The 19,247-nt window shown below is 70.9% G+C and carries 19 protein-coding genes; 9 read left to right on the top strand and 10 right to left on the bottom strand.

Features of this window, described 5'->3' with window-relative positions:
- Positions 1-21 precede the first annotated feature (21 nt).
- Complete coding sequence (locus K4G59_RS11865) at positions 22-1,530, bottom strand: sensor histidine kinase (RefSeq protein WP_231251266.1); 1,509 nt, start codon at positions 1,528-1,530, stop codon at positions 22-24.
- Between the two features lie 538 nt (positions 1,531-2,068).
- Positions 2,069-2,872, bottom strand: coding sequence for an IclR family transcriptional regulator (locus K4G59_RS11860; RefSeq protein WP_231251265.1), 804 nt, complete (start codon positions 2,870-2,872; stop codon positions 2,069-2,071).
- 121 nt (positions 2,873-2,993) lie between these two features.
- On the opposite strand from K4G59_RS11860, the gene K4G59_RS11855 reads away from it, so the two are divergent.
- The 7 genes from K4G59_RS11855 to K4G59_RS11825 all read left to right on the top strand — a co-directional run bounded on the left by K4G59_RS11855 (position 2,994) and on the right by K4G59_RS11825 (position 10,916).
- Positions 2,994-4,379 (top strand): MFS transporter, encoded by a 1,386-nt coding sequence (locus tag K4G59_RS11855; RefSeq protein WP_231251264.1) that lies wholly within the window; start codon positions 2,994-2,996, stop codon positions 4,377-4,379.
- Positions 4,379-5,998, top strand: coding sequence for an arylsulfatase (locus K4G59_RS11850; protein WP_231251263.1), 1,620 nt, complete (start codon positions 4,379-4,381; stop codon positions 5,996-5,998). Before K4G59_RS11855 ends, K4G59_RS11850 begins: the two co-directional genes overlap by 1 nt.
- A gap of 158 nt (positions 5,999-6,156) precedes the next feature.
- Positions 6,157-7,011, top strand: a complete 855-nt coding sequence (locus tag K4G59_RS11845) for a formylglycine-generating enzyme family protein (RefSeq protein ID WP_231251478.1) — start codon at positions 6,157-6,159, stop codon at positions 7,009-7,011.
- Positions 7,004-7,417, top strand: a complete 414-nt coding sequence (locus tag K4G59_RS11840; RefSeq protein WP_231251262.1) for a YidH family protein — start codon at positions 7,004-7,006, stop codon at positions 7,415-7,417. The genes K4G59_RS11845 and K4G59_RS11840 overlap by 8 nt, the downstream gene beginning before the upstream one ends.
- A complete protein-coding gene (locus K4G59_RS11835) occupies positions 7,417-7,695 on the top strand; it encodes a DUF202 domain-containing protein (RefSeq protein WP_231251261.1) in 279 nt (92 codons plus the stop codon). Before K4G59_RS11840 ends, K4G59_RS11835 begins: the two co-directional genes overlap by 1 nt.
- Positions 7,685-9,214 carry a glycerol kinase GlpK gene (gene glpK, locus K4G59_RS11830; protein WP_231251260.1) on the top strand — a complete coding sequence of 510 codons (1,530 nt, stop codon included), beginning with the start codon at positions 7,685-7,687 and terminating at the stop codon, positions 9,212-9,214. The genes K4G59_RS11835 and glpK overlap by 11 nt, the downstream gene beginning before the upstream one ends.
- The gene (locus K4G59_RS11825; RefSeq protein WP_308189392.1) at positions 9,201-10,916 is read left to right on the top strand and encodes a glycerol-3-phosphate dehydrogenase/oxidase; all 1,716 of its coding nucleotides are present in this window, start codon (positions 9,201-9,203) and stop codon (positions 10,914-10,916) included. Before glpK ends, K4G59_RS11825 begins: the two co-directional genes overlap by 14 nt.
- A gap of 252 nt (positions 10,917-11,168) precedes the next feature.
- Here K4G59_RS11825 and K4G59_RS11820 read toward each other — a convergent pair whose 3' ends face one another.
- Positions 11,169-12,341 (bottom strand): acyl-CoA dehydrogenase family protein, encoded by a 1,173-nt coding sequence (locus tag K4G59_RS11820; RefSeq protein WP_231251259.1) that lies wholly within the window; start codon positions 12,339-12,341, stop codon positions 11,169-11,171.
- 55 nt (positions 12,342-12,396) lie between these two features.
- Here K4G59_RS11820 and K4G59_RS11815 point away from each other — a divergent pair, with 55 nt between their 5' ends.
- Positions 12,397-12,837: a CoA-binding protein gene (locus K4G59_RS11815; protein ID WP_231251258.1), complete on the top strand. Its 441-nt coding sequence runs from the start codon at positions 12,397-12,399 to the stop codon at positions 12,835-12,837.
- A gap of 3 nt (positions 12,838-12,840) precedes the next feature.
- Here K4G59_RS11815 and K4G59_RS11810 read toward each other — a convergent pair whose 3' ends face one another.
- Positions 12,841-13,836 carry a Gfo/Idh/MocA family protein gene (locus tag K4G59_RS11810; protein ID WP_231251257.1) on the bottom strand — a complete coding sequence of 332 codons (996 nt, stop codon included), beginning with the start codon at positions 13,834-13,836 and terminating at the stop codon, positions 12,841-12,843.
- A 10-nt stretch (positions 13,837-13,846) separates the two neighbouring features.
- The gene (lhgD, locus tag K4G59_RS11805; RefSeq protein ID WP_231251256.1) at positions 13,847-15,088 is read right to left on the bottom strand and encodes an L-2-hydroxyglutarate dehydrogenase; all 1,242 of its coding nucleotides are present in this window, start codon (positions 15,086-15,088) and stop codon (positions 13,847-13,849) included.
- A gap of 67 nt (positions 15,089-15,155) precedes the next feature.
- On the opposite strand from lhgD, the gene arfB reads away from it, so the two are divergent.
- Positions 15,156-15,596, top strand: coding sequence for an alternative ribosome rescue aminoacyl-tRNA hydrolase ArfB (arfB, locus tag K4G59_RS11800; RefSeq protein ID WP_231251255.1), 441 nt, complete (start codon positions 15,156-15,158; stop codon positions 15,594-15,596).
- On the opposite strand, the gene purE is transcribed toward arfB, so the two are convergent.
- From purE to K4G59_RS20510, 5 genes are all read right to left on the bottom strand, one after another.
- Positions 15,593-16,126: a 5-(carboxyamino)imidazole ribonucleotide mutase gene (purE, locus tag K4G59_RS11795; protein WP_231251476.1), complete on the bottom strand. Its 534-nt coding sequence runs from the start codon at positions 16,124-16,126 to the stop codon at positions 15,593-15,595. The genes arfB and purE overlap by 4 nt on opposite strands.
- Before the next feature lie 4 nt (positions 16,127-16,130).
- On the bottom strand, positions 16,131-17,300 hold the full coding sequence (locus K4G59_RS11790) for a 5-(carboxyamino)imidazole ribonucleotide synthase (protein WP_308189391.1): 1,170 nt from the start codon (positions 17,298-17,300) through the stop codon (positions 16,131-16,133).
- A gap of 31 nt (positions 17,301-17,331) precedes the next feature.
- Positions 17,332-17,649: a winged helix-turn-helix domain-containing protein gene (locus K4G59_RS11785; RefSeq protein ID WP_231251254.1), complete on the bottom strand. Its 318-nt coding sequence runs from the start codon at positions 17,647-17,649 to the stop codon at positions 17,332-17,334.
- A gap of 93 nt (positions 17,650-17,742) precedes the next feature.
- Positions 17,743-18,765: an adenylate/guanylate cyclase domain-containing protein gene (locus tag K4G59_RS11780; protein ID WP_231251253.1), complete on the bottom strand. Its 1,023-nt coding sequence runs from the start codon at positions 18,763-18,765 to the stop codon at positions 17,743-17,745.
- Positions 18,740-19,243: a PH domain-containing protein gene (locus K4G59_RS20510; RefSeq protein ID WP_231251252.1), complete on the bottom strand. Its 504-nt coding sequence runs from the start codon at positions 19,241-19,243 to the stop codon at positions 18,740-18,742. The genes K4G59_RS11780 and K4G59_RS20510 overlap by 26 nt, the downstream gene beginning before the upstream one ends.
- Between the last annotated feature and the right edge of the window lie 4 nt (positions 19,244-19,247).

Here is a 19,247-nt window from a genome sequence, read left to right as displayed (position 1 = left end):
GACGGCAGGAGGTGTGCCTGCTCAGACCGGCAGCACCACGCGGACCGTGGTGCCTCTGCCGGGGGCGCTGGTGAGCCCGACCTCTCCGTGGTGGGCGTCCACGATGGCGCGGACGATGGTGAGCCCGAGCCCGGTCCCGGGGACGCCGAGCGATCGGGCGTTCGCCCCGCGGTAGAAGCGCTCGAAGACGGCGTCGAGGTCCGCGGCGTCGATGCCTGCGCCGTCGTCGCTGACGACGAGGACCAGGTGGTCGACCTGGGTGGTCAGGGTGACCGCGACGTGGCCTCCGCGCGGCGTGAAGCCGATGGCGTTCGCCACGAGGTTGTCGACGAGCTGCCGCAGGCGCAGGCCGTCGACCCGCGCGTCGAGCCGGTCGGGGAGCTCGATCTCGAGCGTGACGCCCGCGACGGCGGCCTCCACCCGCGCCGCGTCGAGAGCCTCGGCGACGACCGTGACGGCATCCAGCAGGTACGGCTCGACCAGTGTGGAGCCGACACCCACGCGAGTGGCGAGCAGCAGGTCGGCGATCAGGCGCGAGAGCCGCGTCACGTTGCGGCGTACCGCCGTGACCTGCTGGTGCAGGCGCGGGCTGGCCTCGGAGGACTCGTCGATGAGCTCGAGGTAGGCCATCGCCGACGTCAGCGGCGTCCGCAGCTCGTGGGACACGGTCCCGACGAACTCGTCCTTGGCCCGGATGGCGCGCATCAGCTCGGTGACGTCCTGGAAGGCCAGCGCCGCCCCCGTGAGGACGCCGCTGCCGTCGCGGATCGACCGTGCGGAGACCGACAGGGCGCGGCGGGTGCGCGGGTCGGCCCCGATCCAGATCAGGACGTCGTCGAACTCCTCCCCCGCCACCGCGCGGACCGCCGGCATCTCCTCGGACGTGAGGGCGCGTGACTGCTCGAAGTCGTACAGGTGGCCTGTCTGTCCCGCGCGTCCGACATGTCCGTCGGGGTAGGCGAGGTCCATGAAGTCCCGGTGGTGGGAGTTGTAGCCCGCGTAGGAGCCGTCCGCGTCGACCAGCAGCAGGCCGACCGCGACGGTGCCGAAGACGGCGTCGACCTTGCGCTGCTGGGACTCGACGGTGGCTTCAGCGGCTCCGAGGCGCTCGATGAAGGTCTGCCGGTCGGTCAGGTCGAGGAACTGCAGCACGAAGCGGACCGGGCTCCCGCTGGGCGCACGCATGAGAGCGACCGAGAGCTCGACCACGAGCGTGCTGCCGTCGGCTCGCACGTAGCGCCGGGTGACGCGGTAGGAGTTGGTCTCGCCGGCCAGGCAGCGGGCAACGAGTCGCAGGTCGGCGGCGAGGTCGTCGGGGTGGGTCAGGTCTCGGATGTTCATCCGCGACAGCACGTCGGCACGGAAGCCGACCATCTCGCAGAGCGCGGCGTTGGCCGTGACGACGTTGCCGCTGATCGACACCATCGCCATGCCCACCGGCGAGTGCTCCATCGTGACGTGCCAGAGGTCGTCGTGATCAGGCTCGCGGACCTGCGGTGCCCCCACGTCGCCCACCCCTCTTCCGGTCATGTCCCCGGAGTCCAAGGTATGAGAGGCGCGGGACGGCGTCCGGACAAACCAGGAACGCTCGGCAAAATCATGCGGGCACTCTCTGGGAGGCGCTGATCGATCCGTGCGCTCCGGGTGGGAGCTACAGCTCGGACTGAACCCCTGCCAGGAGCTGACGTGCCATCACGATGCGCTGGACCTGGTTGGTGCCCTCGTAGATCTGGGTGATCTCGGTTCGGAGCGGCGTTAGTACCTTGACGCCATGACGAACGGCGGGGGCCGAGGCCGATGCGGGTGACAGCGCAGCGAGCGACAACCTCGAGCACGCTTCAACAGGACTACGTGCGGAGCAAGGTCCGCGCGGACGTCGACAACATCCTGGATTCAGGGACCGACGTCGACCCCGTCGTCTACTACTCCGGGGCAGACGTCCCGGATGTCCGCCGGCACGCAACGAAGAGTGGGCACGCGAGCATCGGGTGATGCTGATCTACCCGGACTGCTTTCGATCTCGCGGCGACGACGCGCGCTGATCGGCAGGTGTTTTCCGAGAGGTCGATCAGGTTCGGTGCCCGAGCTGGTTCGAGATGACCGCCGCGGTTTCTGTCACAGCAGGCAGCACCACGTCCATGCGGCTCTCGCTGAGCCGTGACGAGGGTGCCGTGATGGACAGGACCGCGACGAGCTGCGAGTGGGCGCCTCGAACAGGGACCGAGAGTGTGTGGATCTCGGCGATCGTCTCGCCGAATGCGCGCGCGTGCCCGTTGCGCCTGACCAGCTCGACCTCGCGCTGCAGGGTCTCGGGGCTTGGGGGGTTGATCGGCTCGATGTCGGTGTGGGCGTAGTCGGCCAGGACTCGGCGCACCTCGTCATCGGTGCGCTCGGCGAGGATCACGCGCGCGGGGGCGCCGGACCACAGCGGGAGAGGCTGTCCCAGCTGGAACTGGGCGCTCAGGTCGCGCTGCGGCAGCACCTGTTCCACGTGCAGTAGGCGGTCGGCGTATCCGACAGAGAGCCCAACGGTCTCCTCGACGATGGCGCACAACGACTCCATCGGCCCCAGGGCGACCTCGCGCACGTTGAGGCGACGCTGGTAGGCCACACCGAGAGCCAGTGCTCGGGGACCGAGGCGGTAGCGGCGAGTGGCCGGATCCTGAATGGCCAGGTCCACCGCTTCGAGCTCGACGAGGATGCGCTGGACCGCGGACTTCGACAAGCCAGACTCCTGAGCGATCACCCTCACGGCTGGCGGGACGTCATGAGCCGCCAGGACGTCGAGCACGGCGACCGCGCGCCGGAGCACTCCCCTGTCGACGGCCGCTGCTTCGCGACCGGGCCGCTCGGACGGAATTGCGTTCACCATGCCCTCCCTTGCAACGCGCACCACGGAGCCGACACTTGTGGCCCTCATCACGCTGTCCCATTCACCGAATGAGTGTCCCATTTTACGGGACAAAACGTCGGGTGGCAAGTCAGGAGCTTTCATGTCCCTCCCACAGTCCCAGGCTCAGCCTCCTGGCAATGAGCACGCCGACGCGCCCAGCCCGATCCGCCGGGTCGCCGGCGCGAGCCTGCTCGGCTCGGTGGTGGAGTGGTACGACTTCTTCCTCTACGGGACGATGGCCGCACTGGTGTTCAACAACCAGTTCTTCCCGTCGTTCGACCCGCTGGTCGGGACGATGATCGCCTTCGCGACCTTCGCAGCGGGCTTCGTCACCCGGCCCCTCGGCGGCTTCATCTTCGGGCACTTCGGTGACCGGGTGGGCCGCAAGAAGATGCTCGTCATCACCATGCTGATCATGGGGCTGTCCACCTTCGCCATGGGCTTGCTGCCCAACTATGCGGCCATCGGCGTCGCCGCTCCCCTGCTGCTCCTCGCTCTGCGGATGCTGCAGGGCATCGGACTCGGCGGCGAGTGGGGCGGTGCTGTGCTGCTGTGCGTCGAGCACGCCCCCGACGACAAGCGCGGCTGGTTCTCCTCGTGGCCCCAGCTCGGCGTCCCGATCGGGCTCCTGACCTCGACGCTGGCCGTCACCGCGGTGACGCGACTGCCGGAGGACGACTTCCAGTCCTGGGGATGGCGGATCCCGTTCCTCGTCTCGATCGTCCTCGTCGTCGTGGGCCTGGTGATCCGGCTGCGCATCGAGGAGCCCCCGGCGTTCAAGGATCTCGAGGAGGCCGACGACAAGGCGGCACTGCCGCTCGTCGAGGTCTTCCGCAAGCACCCCAAGGTCACGTTCCTCGCGATGGGTGCCCGCGTGAGCGAGAGCGTCACGTTCAACATCTACAACGCGTTCCTCGTCACCTACACCGTCACCGTGCTCGGCCTGGACAAGTCGATCGTGCTCGACGCCCTGCTCGTCGCCTCGGTCGTCGGGTTCTTCACCATCCTGGCCGCAGGACGGCTCTCGGACCGCTACGGCCGCCGTCCGGTGTTCGGAGCGGGTGCCGCGTTGGCGCTGGTGAGCGCAGTGCCGATCTTCGCGCTGGTGAACACCGAGAACGCGGCGCTGATCACCCTGGGCATCGTCATCGGCTGGGGTCTGGCCGCCTGCATCATGTTCGGCCCGGAGGGCGCGATGTTCGCCGAGGTCTTCCCGACCCGGGTCCGCTACTCCGGGATGAGCGCGGTCTACCAGATCGGTGTCATCCCCACCGGCGCCGTGGCTCCGCTGATCGGCACCTCCCTCGTCAGCGCCTGGAGCGGGTCGGTGTGGCCGGTGGCGGTGTACGTCATGGCCATGGCACTCATCTCGCTCGTCTCGGTGTTCTTCCTGCCCGAGACGCACCGCCGCAACCTGCGCGACGTCGCCGCTCCCACCGCGGGCCGGCGCTCCACGGACCTCACCTCGACCGCGAAGGACGCCTGATGAGCACCGAAACCTCGCGCCCCGACGTGCTGCTGATCCTCGCGGACGACATGGGGTTCTCCGACATCGCCTCCTACGGCGGTGAGATCCACACCCCCCACCTGGATCGTCTCGCCCGGGGCGGCGTACGGATGACGCAGTTCTACAACACCGCCCGCTGCAGCCCGTCGCGTGCTTCCCTGATGACCGGCCTGCACCCGCACCAGGTCGGGATCGGGATCCTCAACTTCGACGACTCCCCCGACGGCTACCCCGGCAACCTCAGCGAGGACTGCGCCACGGTCGCGGAGGTGTGCCACGACGCCGGGTACGCGACGTACCTGTCCGGGAAGTGGCACCTCGCCGTCGACATGGACGACCCCAACCCGGCATGGCCGACCCGGCGCGGGTTCGACCGGTTCTTCGGCACGCTCGAGGGTGCGGGCTCCTACTACCGGCCCCGCACCCTGGTGCGGCAGGAGACCAACATCGAGCACGAGGCGGAGGAGACCGGCTGGTTCTACACCGACGCGATCTCCGACTCCGCCGTGGAGTTCATCGCCGAGCACCACGACCAGCGGCCGCAGGACCCCTTCTTCATGTTCCTCTCCTACACGGCGCCGCACTGGCCCCTGCACGCGCATGAGGACGACATCGCGACCTACGCCGGCCGATTCGACGCCGGCTGGGACCAGCTGCGCGAGGAGCGGCTCGAGCGGCTCATCAAGGCCGGGATCATCGACCCGTCCTGGGAGCTGACCCCGCGCGACGAGCGCGTGCCCGCGTGGGAAGAGACCGTCGACCGCGAATGGGAGGCGTCGAGGATGGCGACCTACGCCGCGCAGATCGACCGCATGGACCAGGGCATCGGTCGCGTTCTCGACCAGCTCGAGGCCACGGGCCGACTCGAGAACACCCTCGTGGTGTTCCTCTCCGACAACGGTGGCTGCGCCGAGGAGATGCCTCCCGGCGACGGCGCCCGCGAGTTCGTCACCGCGTTCGTTCCGCTCCAGGACACCACCCGCGAGGGAGAGCCGGTCGTGCCGGGCAACGACCCTGCGCTGCGCCCCGGACCGGAGTCGACGTACATGTCCTACGGCCGGTCGTGGGCGAACCTGTCGAACACGCCGTTCCGCGAGTACAAGCACTGGGTCCACGAGGGCGGCATCTCGACGCCCTTCATCGCGCACTGGCCGGCCGGCCTGCCGACCGACGGATCCCTGTGCCGGGTGCCGAGCCAGCTGGTCGACGTCCTGCCCACCATCGTGGAGGCCGCTCACGCCGGATACCCCGCCGACCGCAACGGCCAGGCTGTGCCGCCGATGGAGGGCGTCAGCCTGCTGGGTGCTCTCCGCGGCGAGCAGCACCCAGGCGAGCGCGACCTCTACTGGGAGCACGAGGGCAACTGCGCCGTGCGGCGAGGTCGCTGGAAGCTCGTCAGGAAGCACCGGTGCCCGTGGGAGCTCTACGACATCGACACGGACCGCACCGAGCTGCGTGACTGCGCTACCCAGCACCCCGAGCTGGTCGCGGAGCTCGCCGAGGCGTGGCAGAGGTGGGCAGATCGGTGCGGCGTGATCCCGCGGGAGAAGGTCCTGGAGATCTACACGGCCCGCGGCCACGGCCTGCCGGAGGAATGAGCGTGGGGAGCTGCTGCGGTCCCAGGCGAACGGATGACCTGCTCACCGCGCCGGCGCCCGCCGAGGGCGCGAGTTCGCTGCCCCTCGCCGCGCCGGCCGCGGCCGGCGCGGCGGCCGCGGCGCACCCCTCTGTCTTGCTGACCGGCGGCACCTTCGCCATGGGCGAGGACGGACCCGAGGCTCGGCCCGAGGATGGCGAAGGACCAGTACGAGACGTGTGGCTCTCCCCGTTCGCGATTGACGTGCACACCGTGACCAACACACAGTTCACCGCCTTCGTCACCAGCACCGGCTACACCACCACCTCGGAGATCCTGGGCTGGTCGTTCGTGTTCGAGGGCCACGTGCACCCCCTGGCGGGGCTGCATGCCCTCCCCTCGCGGCCACAGGACGTGCCGTGGTGGGTTCCTGTGGGCGGAGCCAGTTGGCGAACACCTCAGGGTCCTGGCTCGGACATCGCGGCCCTGGGAGACCACCCCGTCGTCCACGTCTCGTGGTACGACGCCATCGCCTACTCCGAATGGGCCGGACGCCGGCTGCCCTCCGAGTCCGAGTGGGAATACAGCGCCCGCGGTGGACTCAGCCGCCAGCGGTACCCGTGGGGACCGGACCTCACCCCCCACGGTGTCCACCGGTGCAACATCTGGCACGGGGAGTTCCCCACGCGCGACGACGCCGAGGACGGCTTCTCGGGCACCGCGCCCGCGCAGTGGTACGAACCCAACTCCTACGGCCTGTTCCAGACGGTCGGCAACGTGTGGGAGTGGTGCAACGACTGGTTCGACCCCGCGTGGCATCGCAGCGCCTCGCCGAGCACCCGGACGGACCCGCAGGGCCCGACGAGCGGAGCGCTGAAGTCGATGCGCGGAGGATCGCACCTGTGCCACGACTCCTACTGCAACCGCTACCGGGTCTCGGCTCGCACCGGCAACACACCTGACTCCGCGACCAGCCACACCGGCTTCCGCACCGCCGGACCCGCCGACGCGAGCGCGAGGACGGCTGATGCCTGAGACGCTGCCCTCTCCTCGCGGCAGGGACGCAACGAGCGAGGAAGGACGGGCGAGGTTCCCCGCGTTCGTCTACCGCCACGGCGACGACCCCGACCCGCGGTTCTCCCTCGCCAACGAGCGAACCTTCCTGGCGTGGATGCGCACCTCGCTCGCCCTCGCCGCCGCGGCAGTGGGACTCGACCTCACGCTCACGTCGACGGGGTTACACGTCCAGCCGTCCCTGGCGGTACTCGCGCTGACCGCGTCGGCCTTTTTCACCACCGTGGTCGCCTGGTTGCGCTGGGCCCGCGTGGAGCGGGCGATGCGTCGCCACGAGCCCCTGCCCTCACCGGGGGCGGCCGCCGTGCTGGTCGTGCTGGTCATCGCGTCCCTGACAGCAGCGCTGGTCGAGCTGTGGACGCGGTGATGGAGGGCGACGCCAGCCTCGCGGGGACGCGCACCCAGCTCGCCTGGCGCCGCACGGCCACCGGCTTCGTCGTGCTGGCCCTCATCGAGCTGCGTCACGCCAGCTCGAACGGGGTGTCGGTGCCCGGCGCCGCGTTCGCGGTCCTGGCACTCGTCGCCGGGGCCGCACTCCTCGTCCTGACATCGACCGGTCGGCCGCACCCCTTCTTGCTGACCTCGGTTGCCCTCTTCACGCTCACCGGCGTAGTGGTCCAGGAGGTGTGGCCCCGTGCCGGGTGACGGCTACGTCTGCTCCATCGATCAAGGCACCACCAGCACCCGGTGCATCGTCGTCGACCGCGCGGGACGTGAGGTGAGCCGCGCACAGGTCGAGCACGAGCAGGTGATGCCTCGTCAGGGCTGGGTGGAGCACGACCCGGTGGAGATCTGGAATGCCACGCAGCACGTGGTGGTGAAGGCGCTCGCCTCGGCGGGCATCGACGCCTCTGCGTTGGCGGCTCTCGGCATCGCCAACCAGCGCGAGACCACCGTCGTGTGGAACCCACGCACGGGCCAGCCGTGGTGCAACGCCATCGTGTGGCAGGACCTGCGAACCGACAAGATCGCCGCGGCCATCGAAGCTGACGGCCGCGGCGAGGTGATCCGACACCGCACCGGCCTGCCTCCAGCGACGTACTTCTCTGCCGGCAAGATGCAGTGGATCCTCGAGAACGTCGACGGCGTACGAGACGCAACCCAGCGGGGCGAGGCACTCTTCGGGACGATCGAGACCTGGCTGCTGTGGAACCTTTCCGGCGGGGTCGACGGCGGCATCCACGTGACCGATGTGACCAATGCCAGCCGCACGATGCTGATGGAACTCGAGAGTCTCGACTGGGACGAGGAGCTCCTCGCGTTCTTCGACATACCTCGTTCGATCCTGCCCGAGATCCGTCCCTCATCCGACAGGCGCCTCTACGGGCGAGGGCACCCCGCGGGGCCGCTGCCCGGGGTACCGCTCGCAGCCGCACTCGGTGACCAGCAGGCGGCGATGGTCGGCCAGCTCTGCCTCTCCCCCGGTGACGCCAAGAGCACCTACGGGACCGGCAGCTTCCTCCTCCTCAACACCGGCGACCGGCCGGTGCGGTCGCACAACGGGCTCCTCACGACCGTCTGCTACCAGCTCGGCGACGCGCCACCGGTCTACGCACTCGAGGGATCGACCGCGGTCACCGGGGCCGCGGTGCAGTGGCTGCGCGACCAACTTGGCATCGTCGGTGACGCAGCCGAGGTCGAACAGCTTGCCGCGTCCGTGCCCGACAACGGCGGCGTGCACTTCGTGCCGGCCTTCTCAGGGCTGTTCGCCCCCTACTGGCGCTCCGATGCCCGGGGAGCGATCGTCGGGCTGTCTCGCTTCAACACCCGGGCCCACCTGGCCCGCGCGACGCTCGAGGCGATCGCCTTCCAGACACGCGACGTCGCGGATGCGATGGTGAAGGACTCGGGGGTCGCCCTCGAGGTGCTCAGGGTCGACGGCGGCGTGACCGCGAACGACCTGTGCATGCAGATCCAGGCCGATGTCCTCGGCGTCCCCGTCAGCCGCCCCGTCTTCACCGAGACCACGGCACTCGGTGCGGCCTACGCCGCGGGACTTGCGGTCGGCTTCTGGGGTGACGTCAGCGACCTCCACGGCAGCTGGGAGGAAGGTCGACGGTGGCACCCCGAGTGGGACCCCGAACGGCGGGCCACGGCACACGCACGATGGCAGAAGGCCGTCGCGCGAACACTGGACTGGGTGGACCTCGATGAAGATGAATGAGAGCGCCATGGCGCTCAACCCCGACACCAGGCGCGCCGCGCTGGACGCGATGAGCGGCAGCGAGCTCGACGTCCTCGTCATCGGCGGCGGCGTCGTGGGCGCCGGCGTGGCCCTCGACGCAGCGACCCGGGGCCTGACGGTCGGACTGCTCGAGGCACGCGACTGGGCTGCGGGCACCTCCAGCCGCTCCAGCAAGCTCATCCACGGCGGACTGCGCTACCTCGAACAGCTCAACTTCCGGCTCGTCCGCGAGGCGTTGCGCGAACGCTCCCTCATCCTCGACCGGCTGTGCCCGCACCTGGCACGGCCCGTACCGTTCCTCTACCCCCTGCGGCACCGCGTGTGGGAGCGCCTCTACGTCGGCAGCGGCATCGCCCTCTACGACGTCCTGGGAGGTCGTCGCGGCGCACCCGCGCACCGGCACCTCACCAAGCGAGAGGCGCTGAAGGTCTTCCCGTCGCTGAAGGAGGACTCCCTCGTCGGAGCGATCCGCTACTACGACGGGCAGGTCGACGACGCCCGGCACACGATGATGCTTGCGCGCACCGCCGCGGAGTACGGAGCCCACCTGTCGACGAGTGCCCGCGTCACGGGGTTCCTGCGAGACGGGGACCGCGTCACCGGCGCGGAGGTCCTCGACCTCGAGACCGGACAGCACCTGCAGGTCCGCGCACGCCAGACCATCAACGCCGCCGGCGTCTGGTCCGACGAGCTCCAACCGATGGTCGGAGGTCGTGGGCAGATCGACGTCCGCGCGTCGAAGGGCGTGCACATCGTCGTGCTCCGTCACCGGATCCGTGCCGAGTCCGGGCTCATCACACGCACACCGACCAGCGTGCTGTTCCTCATCCCGTGGAACGAGCACTGGGTCATCGGGACCACCGACACCGACTGGGATCTCGACAAGGCTCACCCCGCTGCGAGCCGCACCGACGTCGACTACATCCTCGAACAGGCCAACCGTCACCTGGTCACCCCCCTGACACACGATGATGTCGTCGGCGTGTACGCCGGGCTGCGCCCGTTGCTCTCCGGGGAGTCGGACGACACCTCGCAGCTCTCGCGTGAGCACGCCGTGGTGAGTCCCGTGCCCGGGCTGACTATGGTCGCCGGCGGGAAGTACACGACCTACCGCGTCATGGCGATGGACGCCGTCGATGCAGTCGTACGCCACCTTCCGCGTTCTGTACCCAGCTCGGTCACTGACCAGATTCCCCTCGTCGGAGCTGAGGGCTTCTCCGCCGCGTGGAACGACCGTGAGCGGATCGTCGGCGAGACCGGGCTGGACCGCGCACGGGTAGAGCACCTGCTTCAGCGCTACGGCACCCTGGTTGGGGAGCTGATCACGCAGATCGCCAGGCACCCCGAGCTGGGGCAGCCGTTGGTGGGGGCGCCCACCTACCTGAAGGCGGAGGCGCTGTACGCCGCCACCCACGAAGGTGCGCTGCACCTCGACGACATCATCACCCGCCGCACCCGGATCTCGGTGCAGACACCTGACCGCGGCGTGGCCGCCGCGACTGAGGTGGCTGACCTCGTTGCTTCAGCGCTCGGTTGGACCGCGGAGCAGAAGGCGAACGAGGTCGACCACTACCTTCGCCGCGTCGAAGCCGAACTGGACTCGCAACGACAGCCGGACGACCGCACCGCTGACGCCGCGCGACTCGGCGCCCCGGACGTCCGCACGGCGCGGGCGATCTAGCGACCTGGGCTGCGCGGCCACACTGACAGCGCTCCCGCGTCCCATCCGTCAGCGGCCGAGATCACACTCCAGCCCGCGGTGCACTCTCGAGCAACGGTCACCGCATGGGTGCACCGGACGACGACACGCGGTGCGAGCGGCGCCGATCGGCTCCCAGAAGTGCCGCTTCGCGCCGACGCAGCGCCACTGCAGGCGCCACGCCTACGGCACAATGGCTCCAACCTCGGAGCCCGGACGCGGAGAGACCGCAGGTCAGAGCTCGGACTGGACCCCAGCCAGGAGCTGACGTGCCATCACGATCCGCTGGACCTGGTTGGTGCCCTCGTAGATCTGGGTGATCTTGGCGTCGCGCATCATCCGCTCGACCGGGTAGTCGCGGGTGAAGCCGTAGCCGCCGAGCACCTGCACGGCGTTGACGGTGACCTCCATTGCGACGTCGGAGGCGAAGCACTTGGCGGCCGCGCCGAAGAAGGTGAGGTCGTCGTCGCCGCGCTCGGAGCGGCCCGCGGCGGCGTACGTCATCTGGCGGGCGGCCTCGACCTTCATGCCCATGTCGGCGAGCATGAACTGCAGGCCCTGGAAGTCGGCGATCGACTTCCCGAACTGCTGGCGCTCCTTGGCGTAGTCCAGCGCGTAGTCCAGCGCCCCCTGCGCGACGCCGACGGCCTGCGCGGCGATGGTGACGCGGGTGTGGTCGAGGGTCTGCATCGCGGTCGCGAAGCCGGTGCCCTCCTCGCCGATCATCCGGTCAGCGGGGATGCGGACCTTGTCGAAGTAGACCTCGCGGGTCGGCGAGCCCTTGATGCCGAGCTTCTTCTCCGGCGCGCCGAAGGAGACACCGGCGTCGGACTTCTCGACGACGAAGGCCGAGATGCCACCGCGGGTCTTCTTCTCGGTGTCGGTGACGGCCATGACGGTGTAGAACTCCGACTCACCGGCGTTGGTGATCCAGCGCTTCACGCCGTCGATGACCCACTCGTCGCCGTCGCGCACCGCGCGGGTCTTCATGCCGCCGGCGTCGGAGCCGGCGTCGGGCTCTGAGAGGCAGTAGGAGAAGCCGCCCTCACCGCGGGCCAGGGCGCCGAGGTACTTCTGCTTGAGCTCCTCCGACCCGACGAGCTGCACCGGCAGCGAGCCGAGCTTGTTGACCGCGGGGATCAGCGAGGACGAGACGCACGCCCGGGCGACCTCCTCGATGACCAGCACGGTGGCCAGCGCGTCGGCACCGGCGCCGCCGTGCTCCTCGGGCACGTGCGGGGCGTGGAAGTCCGAGGCGAGCAACGCCTCGGCCGCCTCGTGGGGGTAGCGCGCCTCCTCGTCGACCGCGGCCGCGAACGGCGCGATCTTGGCGTCGGCGACGGCGCGGACTGCCTCGCGGATGGCCTGGTGCTCCTCGGAGAGGGCGTACATCGGGAAGTCGCTCATGACCCGCAATTCTAGGACGTCCAAGCTTTCAGGGGCAGAGGTCTACGGTGTGGCCATGACCACGTCAGCACAGTCCTGGCAGGACCCGGAGACGGTCGGGCGGATGCTCGACGACCTCGAGACCTGGGCGGTCGTCGGCCTCTCCGGAGACCCGTCGCGCACGGCGTACTCGATCGCCTCGCTGCTCCAGGAGCGCGGCAAGCGGATCGTGCCGATCCATCCCGTGTTCGCGGACCCGCACGCGCACCCGGTGCTCGGCGAGCAGGGGTACGCCGCGCTGGCCGACGTCCCCTTCCCCGTCGACGTGGTCGACGTCTTCCGTCGCTCCGACGCGGCCGGCGAGTTCGCCGACCAGGCCGTGACGATCGGCGCGAAGGGGGTGTGGTTCCAGCTCGGCGTGGTCGACGAGGACGCCTTCGCCCGCACACGCGCCGCGGGCGTCGCGATGGTCATGGACACCTGCCCCGCCATCGAGTGGCGGCGCCGGGGCCGCTGACCCCTACAGCCCGACCGGCTGCTCGGCCATCGCGATGCCGAGCTGGTCCAGGCACTCCTCCAGCACCCACTGCACGTCGAGGGTGTCGGCGAGCGGCATGACCGGGCTCTCGAGGAGCCCCTCGGCGAGGCAGCGCTGCACCTCCGCGGCCTGGTGGACGTAGCCGCGCCCGGTCGCCACGCGCTCGATCACCTCCGGCTCCTGCCCGTTGCGGCGTACGACGACGCGCTCGGGGTGGTGGAAGGGCGGCTCGAGCTCGATGGAGCCCTCCGTGCCGACGATGACCGCGCGGCCCGGGGTGGAGCTGGCCAGGGAGCACGTCAGCGCCGCAGCCCGCCCGTCGGCCCACGCGAGGTGGATCGCGGCCGAGGCGTCCGCGCCGTTGGGGTAGGTGGTGCCGGTGGCGATGACCCGGTCCGGTCGCCCCAGGAGGTGCTGGGCCAGGGAGATCGGGTAGACGCCGAGGTCGAGCACGGAGCCGCCGCCCAGCGACAGGTCGAAGAGCCGGCTCGCCGGGTCGAAGGCGCGGTGGGCACCGAAGTCGGCCTGGACCAGCACGACGTCGCCGATCTCGCCCGCCGCGACCATCTCCCGCACGTGGGCCACCGCCGGCTGGAAGCGGGTCCACATCGCCTCCATGCAGAACACCTCGGCGGCGCGGGCCGCGGCGACGACCTCCTCGGCGCCGGCGAGGGTGGCGGTGAAGGCCTTCTCGACCAGCAGCGGCGTGCCCGCCTCGATCGCGGCGAGGGCCAGCGCGTGGTGCTGGGGGTGCGGCGTCGCGACGTAGACGACGTCGACGTCGCCCGCGCGGCCGGCCGCGACGAGGTCGGCGTACGTGCCCGAGGCGCCTGCCCCGAAGCGACCCGCGAACTCCGCAGCCGACTCCGGCGAGCGGCTGCCCACGAAGGCGACCTCCGCGTCGGGCAGCAGGGCGAGGTCGGAGGTGAAGGCGGCGGCCATCCGGCCGGTCGCGGCGATTCCCCAGCGGGTGGTCATGGACCCGACCCTAGGCGCCGAGCGGCTGCCCCTGCGACCGGCCCCGCGACTCCCCCGGCCAGGTGGCGTCCACGACGTGTGCCGCGATCGCCAGGCTCGACGTCGCGCCGGGCGACGGTGCGTTGCGCACGCACGTCACGCCGTCGGCGTGGGTGATGCGGAAGTCGTCGACCATGCTGCCGTCGCGGTCCACCGCCTGCGCCCGCACCCCGCTGCCCGCGCGGGAGACGTCGGCGACGCCGATCGCAGGCACGTAGCGCGAGGCCGAGCGCATGAAGGCGCGCTGCGAGGCCGAGCCGATGACCTCGTCGACGCCCGTACGCCAGTGGGCGCGCGCCAGCCGCCACGAGCCGGGCCACGACAGCACGTCGCGCAGGTCGCGGGCCGAGACGTCGCGGCGGCGGTAGCCCTCCCTGCGCGTGGCGAGCACGGCGTTGGGCCCCACCTCGAGCCCGCCGCCGACGCGGCGGGTGAAGTGGACGCCGAGGAACGGGTAGCGCGGGTCCGGGACGGGGTAGATCATGCCGCGCACCAGGTCCTGCTTGGCCTCGCTGACGCCGAGGTACTCGCCGCGGAACGGCACGATCACGGGTCCCCGCTCGCCGTCGACCATCGAGGAGACCCGGTCGGCCTGGAGGCCGGCGGCCACCACGACGTGGTCGAGGTGGAGCGGCTCGGGGTCGCCCTCGACGCGGACGACGACGCCTGCGCCTCGGCGGAGGATGTCGACCACCCGCGCACCCAGGCGCACCTGCCCGCCCGCCGCGACCACCTCGTCGGCCATCGCCCGGGTGATCGCGGTGTAGTCGGTGATCGCCGTCGAGGGCGAGTGCAGCGCGGCCAGCCCGACGGCGTGCGGCTCGACCTCGCGGATCTCCGGCGGCGAGAGCCGGCGCAGCCCCGGCACCCGGTTGTCCGTGGCGGTCCGCTCGAGGGTGTCGAAGCGGCCCGTCTCGGCCGCGTCGACGGCCACGACGAGCTTGCCGCACTCGACGTAGGGGATCGCGTGCTCGGCGCAGAAGTCGCGCAGCAGGCCGCGACCGCGCGTGCACAGCTCTGCCTTGAGGCTGCCGGGCCTGTAGTAGATGCCGGCGTGGACGACGCCGGAGTTGCGCCCGGTCTGGTGCGCGGCGAGGCGGTCCTCCTTCTCGAGCACCACCACCTCGGTGCCCGGGCGGCGTCGGACGACCTCGCGCGCGATCGCGACGCCGAGGATGCCACCCCCGACGATGCCGACCCGTGCGTCCCCCATGAGGAGGACGGTGCTCGCTCGCGCTGGAGGCGTCAAGCCACACCCTGTCCAATCCCATAATGGGGGTATGCGCGACCTCCACGTCCCGGCCGGCCCGGGCCTGCCCGAGGGTCTCGTCGTGCCTGCCGCCGACATGGTCGAGCGGTTCTCCCGCTCACCCGGCCCCGGCGGGCAGTCGGTCAACACCTCCGACTCGCGCGTCGAGCTCGAGCTCGACCTCGCCTCCACCACGGCCCTCACCGACACCCAGCGCACCCGGGCGCTGCGGCGCTGGCCGGACGGCCGGATCGCGATCGCGGCCTCCGAGCACCGCTCCCAGCACCGCAACCGCGTCGCCGCGCGCGAGCGTCTCGCCGAGATGCTGCGCGAGGCGCTGGCTCCCCCGCCCCCGCCACGGCGCACGACCCGGCCGACGCGCGGCTCCAAGGAGCGCCGGCTGCGCGCGAAGAAGGAGCGCGCAGGCACCAAGGCCCTGCGCGGGCGGGTCCGGGACCGAGACCGGGACTAGAAGCCCACGCGCCGGGTGTCCCCGGCAGCCGCACGGCGTACGACGTCGCCCTTGGCGTGGGCGGTCTCGGCGAGCGCGGCCTGGTAGTCGACGAGGCGCTGCTGGAGGTCGGGGTCGCTGGTGCCGAGGATCCGGGCGGCGAGGATGCCGGCGTTCTTGGCGTTGCCGATCGCGACCGTCGCGACCGGGATGCCGCCGGGCATCTGCACGATCGAGAGCAGCGAGTCCATGCCGTCGAGGTACTTCAGCGGCACCGGGACACCGATCACCGGCAGCGGGGTGAGCGCGGCCAGCATGCCCGGCAGGTGCGCCGCTCCCCCGGCGCCGGCGATGACGACCGACAGGCCGCGGGTGTGGGCCTGCTGTCCCCACGCGACCATCTCGGTCGGCATCCGGTGGGCGGAGACGACGTCGGCCTCCCAGGCGATGCCGAGCTCGGTCAGGACCTCCCCGGAGGCCTGCATGACGGGCCAGTCGGAGTCCGAGCCCATGACGATGGCGACCTTCGGGGTCGCGGTGGTGTCGTCCATCTGCTCACTCACTTTCGTTGCCGAGGTCGCCGCGGAACCACGCGGCGGCGTGCCGCGCGCGCTCGAGGCAGTCGGCGAGGTCGTCGCCGAAGGCGTTGACGTGGCCGACCTTGCGGCCGGGTCGCAGGTCCTTGCCGTAGAAGTGCACTCGCAGCTGCGGGTCGCGGGCCATCGCGTGGGGCAGGCCGTCGTAGAGGCGGCCGGTGTCGGTGGGTCCGCCGAGGATGTTCACCATCACGGTCCAGCGCGAGCGCGGGGCCGGCGAACCCAACGGGAGGTCCATGACGGCGCGCAGATGGTTCTCGAACTGGGACGTCACCGCGCCGTCCTGGCTCCAGTGGCCGGTGTTGTGGGGGCGCATCGCCAGCTCGTTGACCAGGATCCGGCCGTCGGTCGTCTCGAATAGCTCGACGGCGAGGATGCCCGTGACGTCGAGCGCACCGGCGACGCGCAGGGCGATCTCCTGCGCCTGACCGGCCAGGGCGGGCTCCAGGTCGGGTGCAGGGGCGATCACCTCGTGGCAGATCCCGTCGAGCTGGGTGGAGGTGACGACGGGGTACGCCGCCGCCTGCCCGCTGGGCGAGCGGGCGACGAGGGCGGAGAGCTCACGGCGGAAGTCGACGAGCTCCTCGGCCAGCACCTCCACGCCGGCCGCGGCCGCGGCGTCGAAGGCGACCTGCGCATCGTCGAGGCCGCGGACCACCCACACACCCTTGCCGTCGTAGCCGCCCCGGGTGGTCTTGAGGACGCACGGCAGGCCGAACGCCTCGACGTCCGCGGTCGAGGTGACCACCGCGTTGCGCGGGCACGGCACGTCGAGCTCGGCGAGCCGCCGGCGCATGACGGCCTTGTCCTGGGCGTGCACCAGCGCGCCCGGCCCGGGGCGTACGGCGACCCCGTCGGCCTCCAGCGCGTGCAGGTGGTCGGTCGGGACGTGCTCGTGGTCGAAGGTGACCACGCTGGCGCCCTCGGTGACGCGGCGCAGGGTGGGCAGGTCGGTGTAGTCGCCGACGAGCTGGTCGGGGATGACCTGGGCGGCGGAGACGCCCTCGGCCTCGGCGAGCAGCCGCAGCGGCAGGCCGAGCGCGATGGCGGGTTGCGCCATCATCCGGGCCAGCTGGCCTCCCCCGATGACGGCGAGCGTGGGGGCGCGGTGCTGACCTGGCGAGGACACGACGGCGAGCCTATAGAAGGCCCGCGGGCGCTCAGCTCGCGACCGTGTCCTGGGCGGTCTCGAAGCGCAGCCCGCGTCCCCGGTGCGTCGTGATCAGGGTGGGGCTGCGCGGGTCGTCGTCGAGCTTGCGGCGCAGCCAGCCGAGGTGGACGTCGATGGTCTTGGAGTTGGTGTAGAACGACGTCTGCCACACGTCCGCCATCAGCTCGCCGCGCGTGACGATGTCACCGGGGCGCGCCATGAGCGCATGGAGGAGCTGGAACTCCTTGCGCGAGAGCCTGATCTCGCGCTCGCCCCGCCACACCTGCCGCGTGGTCGGATCCAGTCGCACGTCCTGCACAGCCAACACGGGCCGACGGTAGGGACGGCACCGCTGTCGGCGGGCCCGTATGACCGAAAATGGCCCGGGTGGTCCAGTCCACCGGGTGAGACCGTCCGTGCGTCAGCGGCGGCGCACGGCGACCGGCTCGACGAGCCCGAAGCCGCGCACGGGGCGCGCCGGCAGACGCCGGCTCTCCCAGTCGGCAGCCGGCAGCAGGTCGGCGGTGTTCTGGTCGACGATGAGCCGGTTGCGGCGCGCGACCTGGGTGAGCCGGGCGGCCATGTTGACCGGCGGGCCGAAGATGTCGCCGAGTCGCTGGACCACCGGCCCGCTGGCCAGCCCGAGGCGCACGTCGGGCATCTTGGAGTCGCGACCGATCACGTTGATGATCCCCTCGGCCACCGCGACCGCGTCCTCGGCGCTGTTGGTCACGAAGAGCACCGAGTCGCCCAGGCTCTTGATGATGCGCCCGGCATAGCGCGCCACCACGTCCTGGCAGCGACTCTCGAAGACCTCGACCAGGTCGCCGATCTCGTCGCGGTCGAGGGTGTTGGACAGGGCGGTGAAGGACACCAGGTCCGCGAAGCCGACGCTGACGTCGATGGTGTGGAGGTCCTCATCCTTGGCGCCCATGGCCTCGATGCGACCCACGGCCGCGGCGAGGTGGCGGCGCCAGGCATAGATCAGCAGCCGCTCGAAGGGCGGGTTGACCTCGTTGATCAGGCGCAGGGCCGAGCCGATGCGCGAGCCGGTGGCCTCCTCGCCGGCCTCCATCTCCTCCACGCGGCTCACCAGCGTCGAGACCTCCCAGTCGGCGAGGCGGGCCATGGTCTGCCCGACCCCGCGGGTGAGGTTGACGGCCATGTCGAAGTCGACGGCGCCGGCGTCGACGAAACCCATCAACGTGGCGACAGCCTCGACGTCGGCGGAGGTGTAGGCCTTCTCGCCGACGAACTCCGGGAAGCCCAGCGCCCGCCAGAGCCGGCGGGTCTGCTCGATGGTCACGCCGGTCTCGGCGGCCACCTCGAGCGCGTTGAACGCCGGCTGGCTGCGCAGGATCGCGTCGTCGAGCTGCTCGCCCGACAGCCGGTCGGGACGCTCGCCCCGCGACGCGCGGTCAGGCGCCATCGTCGCGGCGGTCACCACCGGCGAGGCGATGGAGCTCGTTCGACACCTGGAGCTGGACCTTCTCCACGTCGGGGATGTCGGAGAGCTCGACGCTGCCGTCGGTGCTGGCGTCGGAGACCACGAGCGTGCCGCAGCCGAAGATCCGGTCGATCACACCGATGTCGAAGTCGACACCGCTGATCCGGTTGAGCGGGATCGTGCGGCCCTCCTTGGCGATGAAGCCGGAGCGCTTGATGAAGCGACGGTTGGTGAAGGTGTAGGTCGTGGTCAACCAGCGCAAGAACGGCCCGACGAGGAACCACAGCACCACGGCGAGGAACAGCGCCCAGATGACCAGGGTGGCCACCGAGCCGTCGACGAGGCGGTCGAGGAAGACCGCCGCAGCGAGGGCCACGAGGACGACGAGGCCGGGCAGGATCAGGGCCTTGACGTGCGTCCGGGTCGAGACCACGACGTGTTCGCCGTCGTTGAGGAGCTTGGTCGGAAAGGCCACGCGC

The sequence above is a fragment of the Nocardioides furvisabuli genome (assembly GCF_021083185.1).
In the GTDB taxonomy this organism is placed as follows: domain Bacteria; phylum Actinomycetota; class Actinomycetes; order Propionibacteriales; family Nocardioidaceae; genus Nocardioides; species Nocardioides furvisabuli.
Note: the sequence above shows the minus strand (reverse complement) of the source record. Positions and strands in the feature narration are given on the sequence as shown.

Coding starts and splice junctions, on each gene's coding strand:
- K4G59_RS11865 (WP_231251266.1), bottom strand. CDS start 1,530: ATGACCGGAAGAGGGGTGGGCGACGTGGGGGCACCGCAGGTCCGCGAG.
- K4G59_RS11860 (WP_231251265.1), bottom strand. CDS start 2,872: ATGGTGAACGCAATTCCGTCCGAGCGGCCCGGTCGCGAAGCAGCGGCC.
- K4G59_RS11855 (WP_231251264.1), top strand. CDS start 2,994: ATGTCCCTCCCACAGTCCCAGGCTCAGCCTCCTGGCAATGAGCACGCC.
- K4G59_RS11850 (WP_231251263.1), top strand. CDS start 4,379: ATGAGCACCGAAACCTCGCGCCCCGACGTGCTGCTGATCCTCGCGGAC.
- K4G59_RS11845 (WP_231251478.1), top strand. CDS start 6,157: ATGGGCGAGGACGGACCCGAGGCTCGGCCCGAGGATGGCGAAGGACCA.
- K4G59_RS11840 (WP_231251262.1), top strand. CDS start 7,004: ATGCCTGAGACGCTGCCCTCTCCTCGCGGCAGGGACGCAACGAGCGAG.
- K4G59_RS11835 (WP_231251261.1), top strand. CDS start 7,417: ATGGAGGGCGACGCCAGCCTCGCGGGGACGCGCACCCAGCTCGCCTGG.
- K4G59_RS11825 (WP_308189392.1), top strand. CDS start 9,201: ATGAAGATGAATGAGAGCGCCATGGCGCTCAACCCCGACACCAGGCGC.
- K4G59_RS11820 (WP_231251259.1), bottom strand. CDS start 12,341: ATGAGCGACTTCCCGATGTACGCCCTCTCCGAGGAGCACCAGGCCATC.
- K4G59_RS11815 (WP_231251258.1), top strand. CDS start 12,397: ATGACCACGTCAGCACAGTCCTGGCAGGACCCGGAGACGGTCGGGCGG.
- K4G59_RS11810 (WP_231251257.1), bottom strand. CDS start 13,836: ATGACCACCCGCTGGGGAATCGCCGCGACCGGCCGGATGGCCGCCGCC.
- lhgD (WP_231251256.1), bottom strand. CDS start 15,088: ATGGGGGACGCACGGGTCGGCATCGTCGGGGGTGGCATCCTCGGCGTC.
- arfB (WP_231251255.1), top strand. CDS start 15,156: ATGCGCGACCTCCACGTCCCGGCCGGCCCGGGCCTGCCCGAGGGTCTC.
- purE (WP_231251476.1), bottom strand. CDS start 16,126: ATGGACGACACCACCGCGACCCCGAAGGTCGCCATCGTCATGGGCTCG.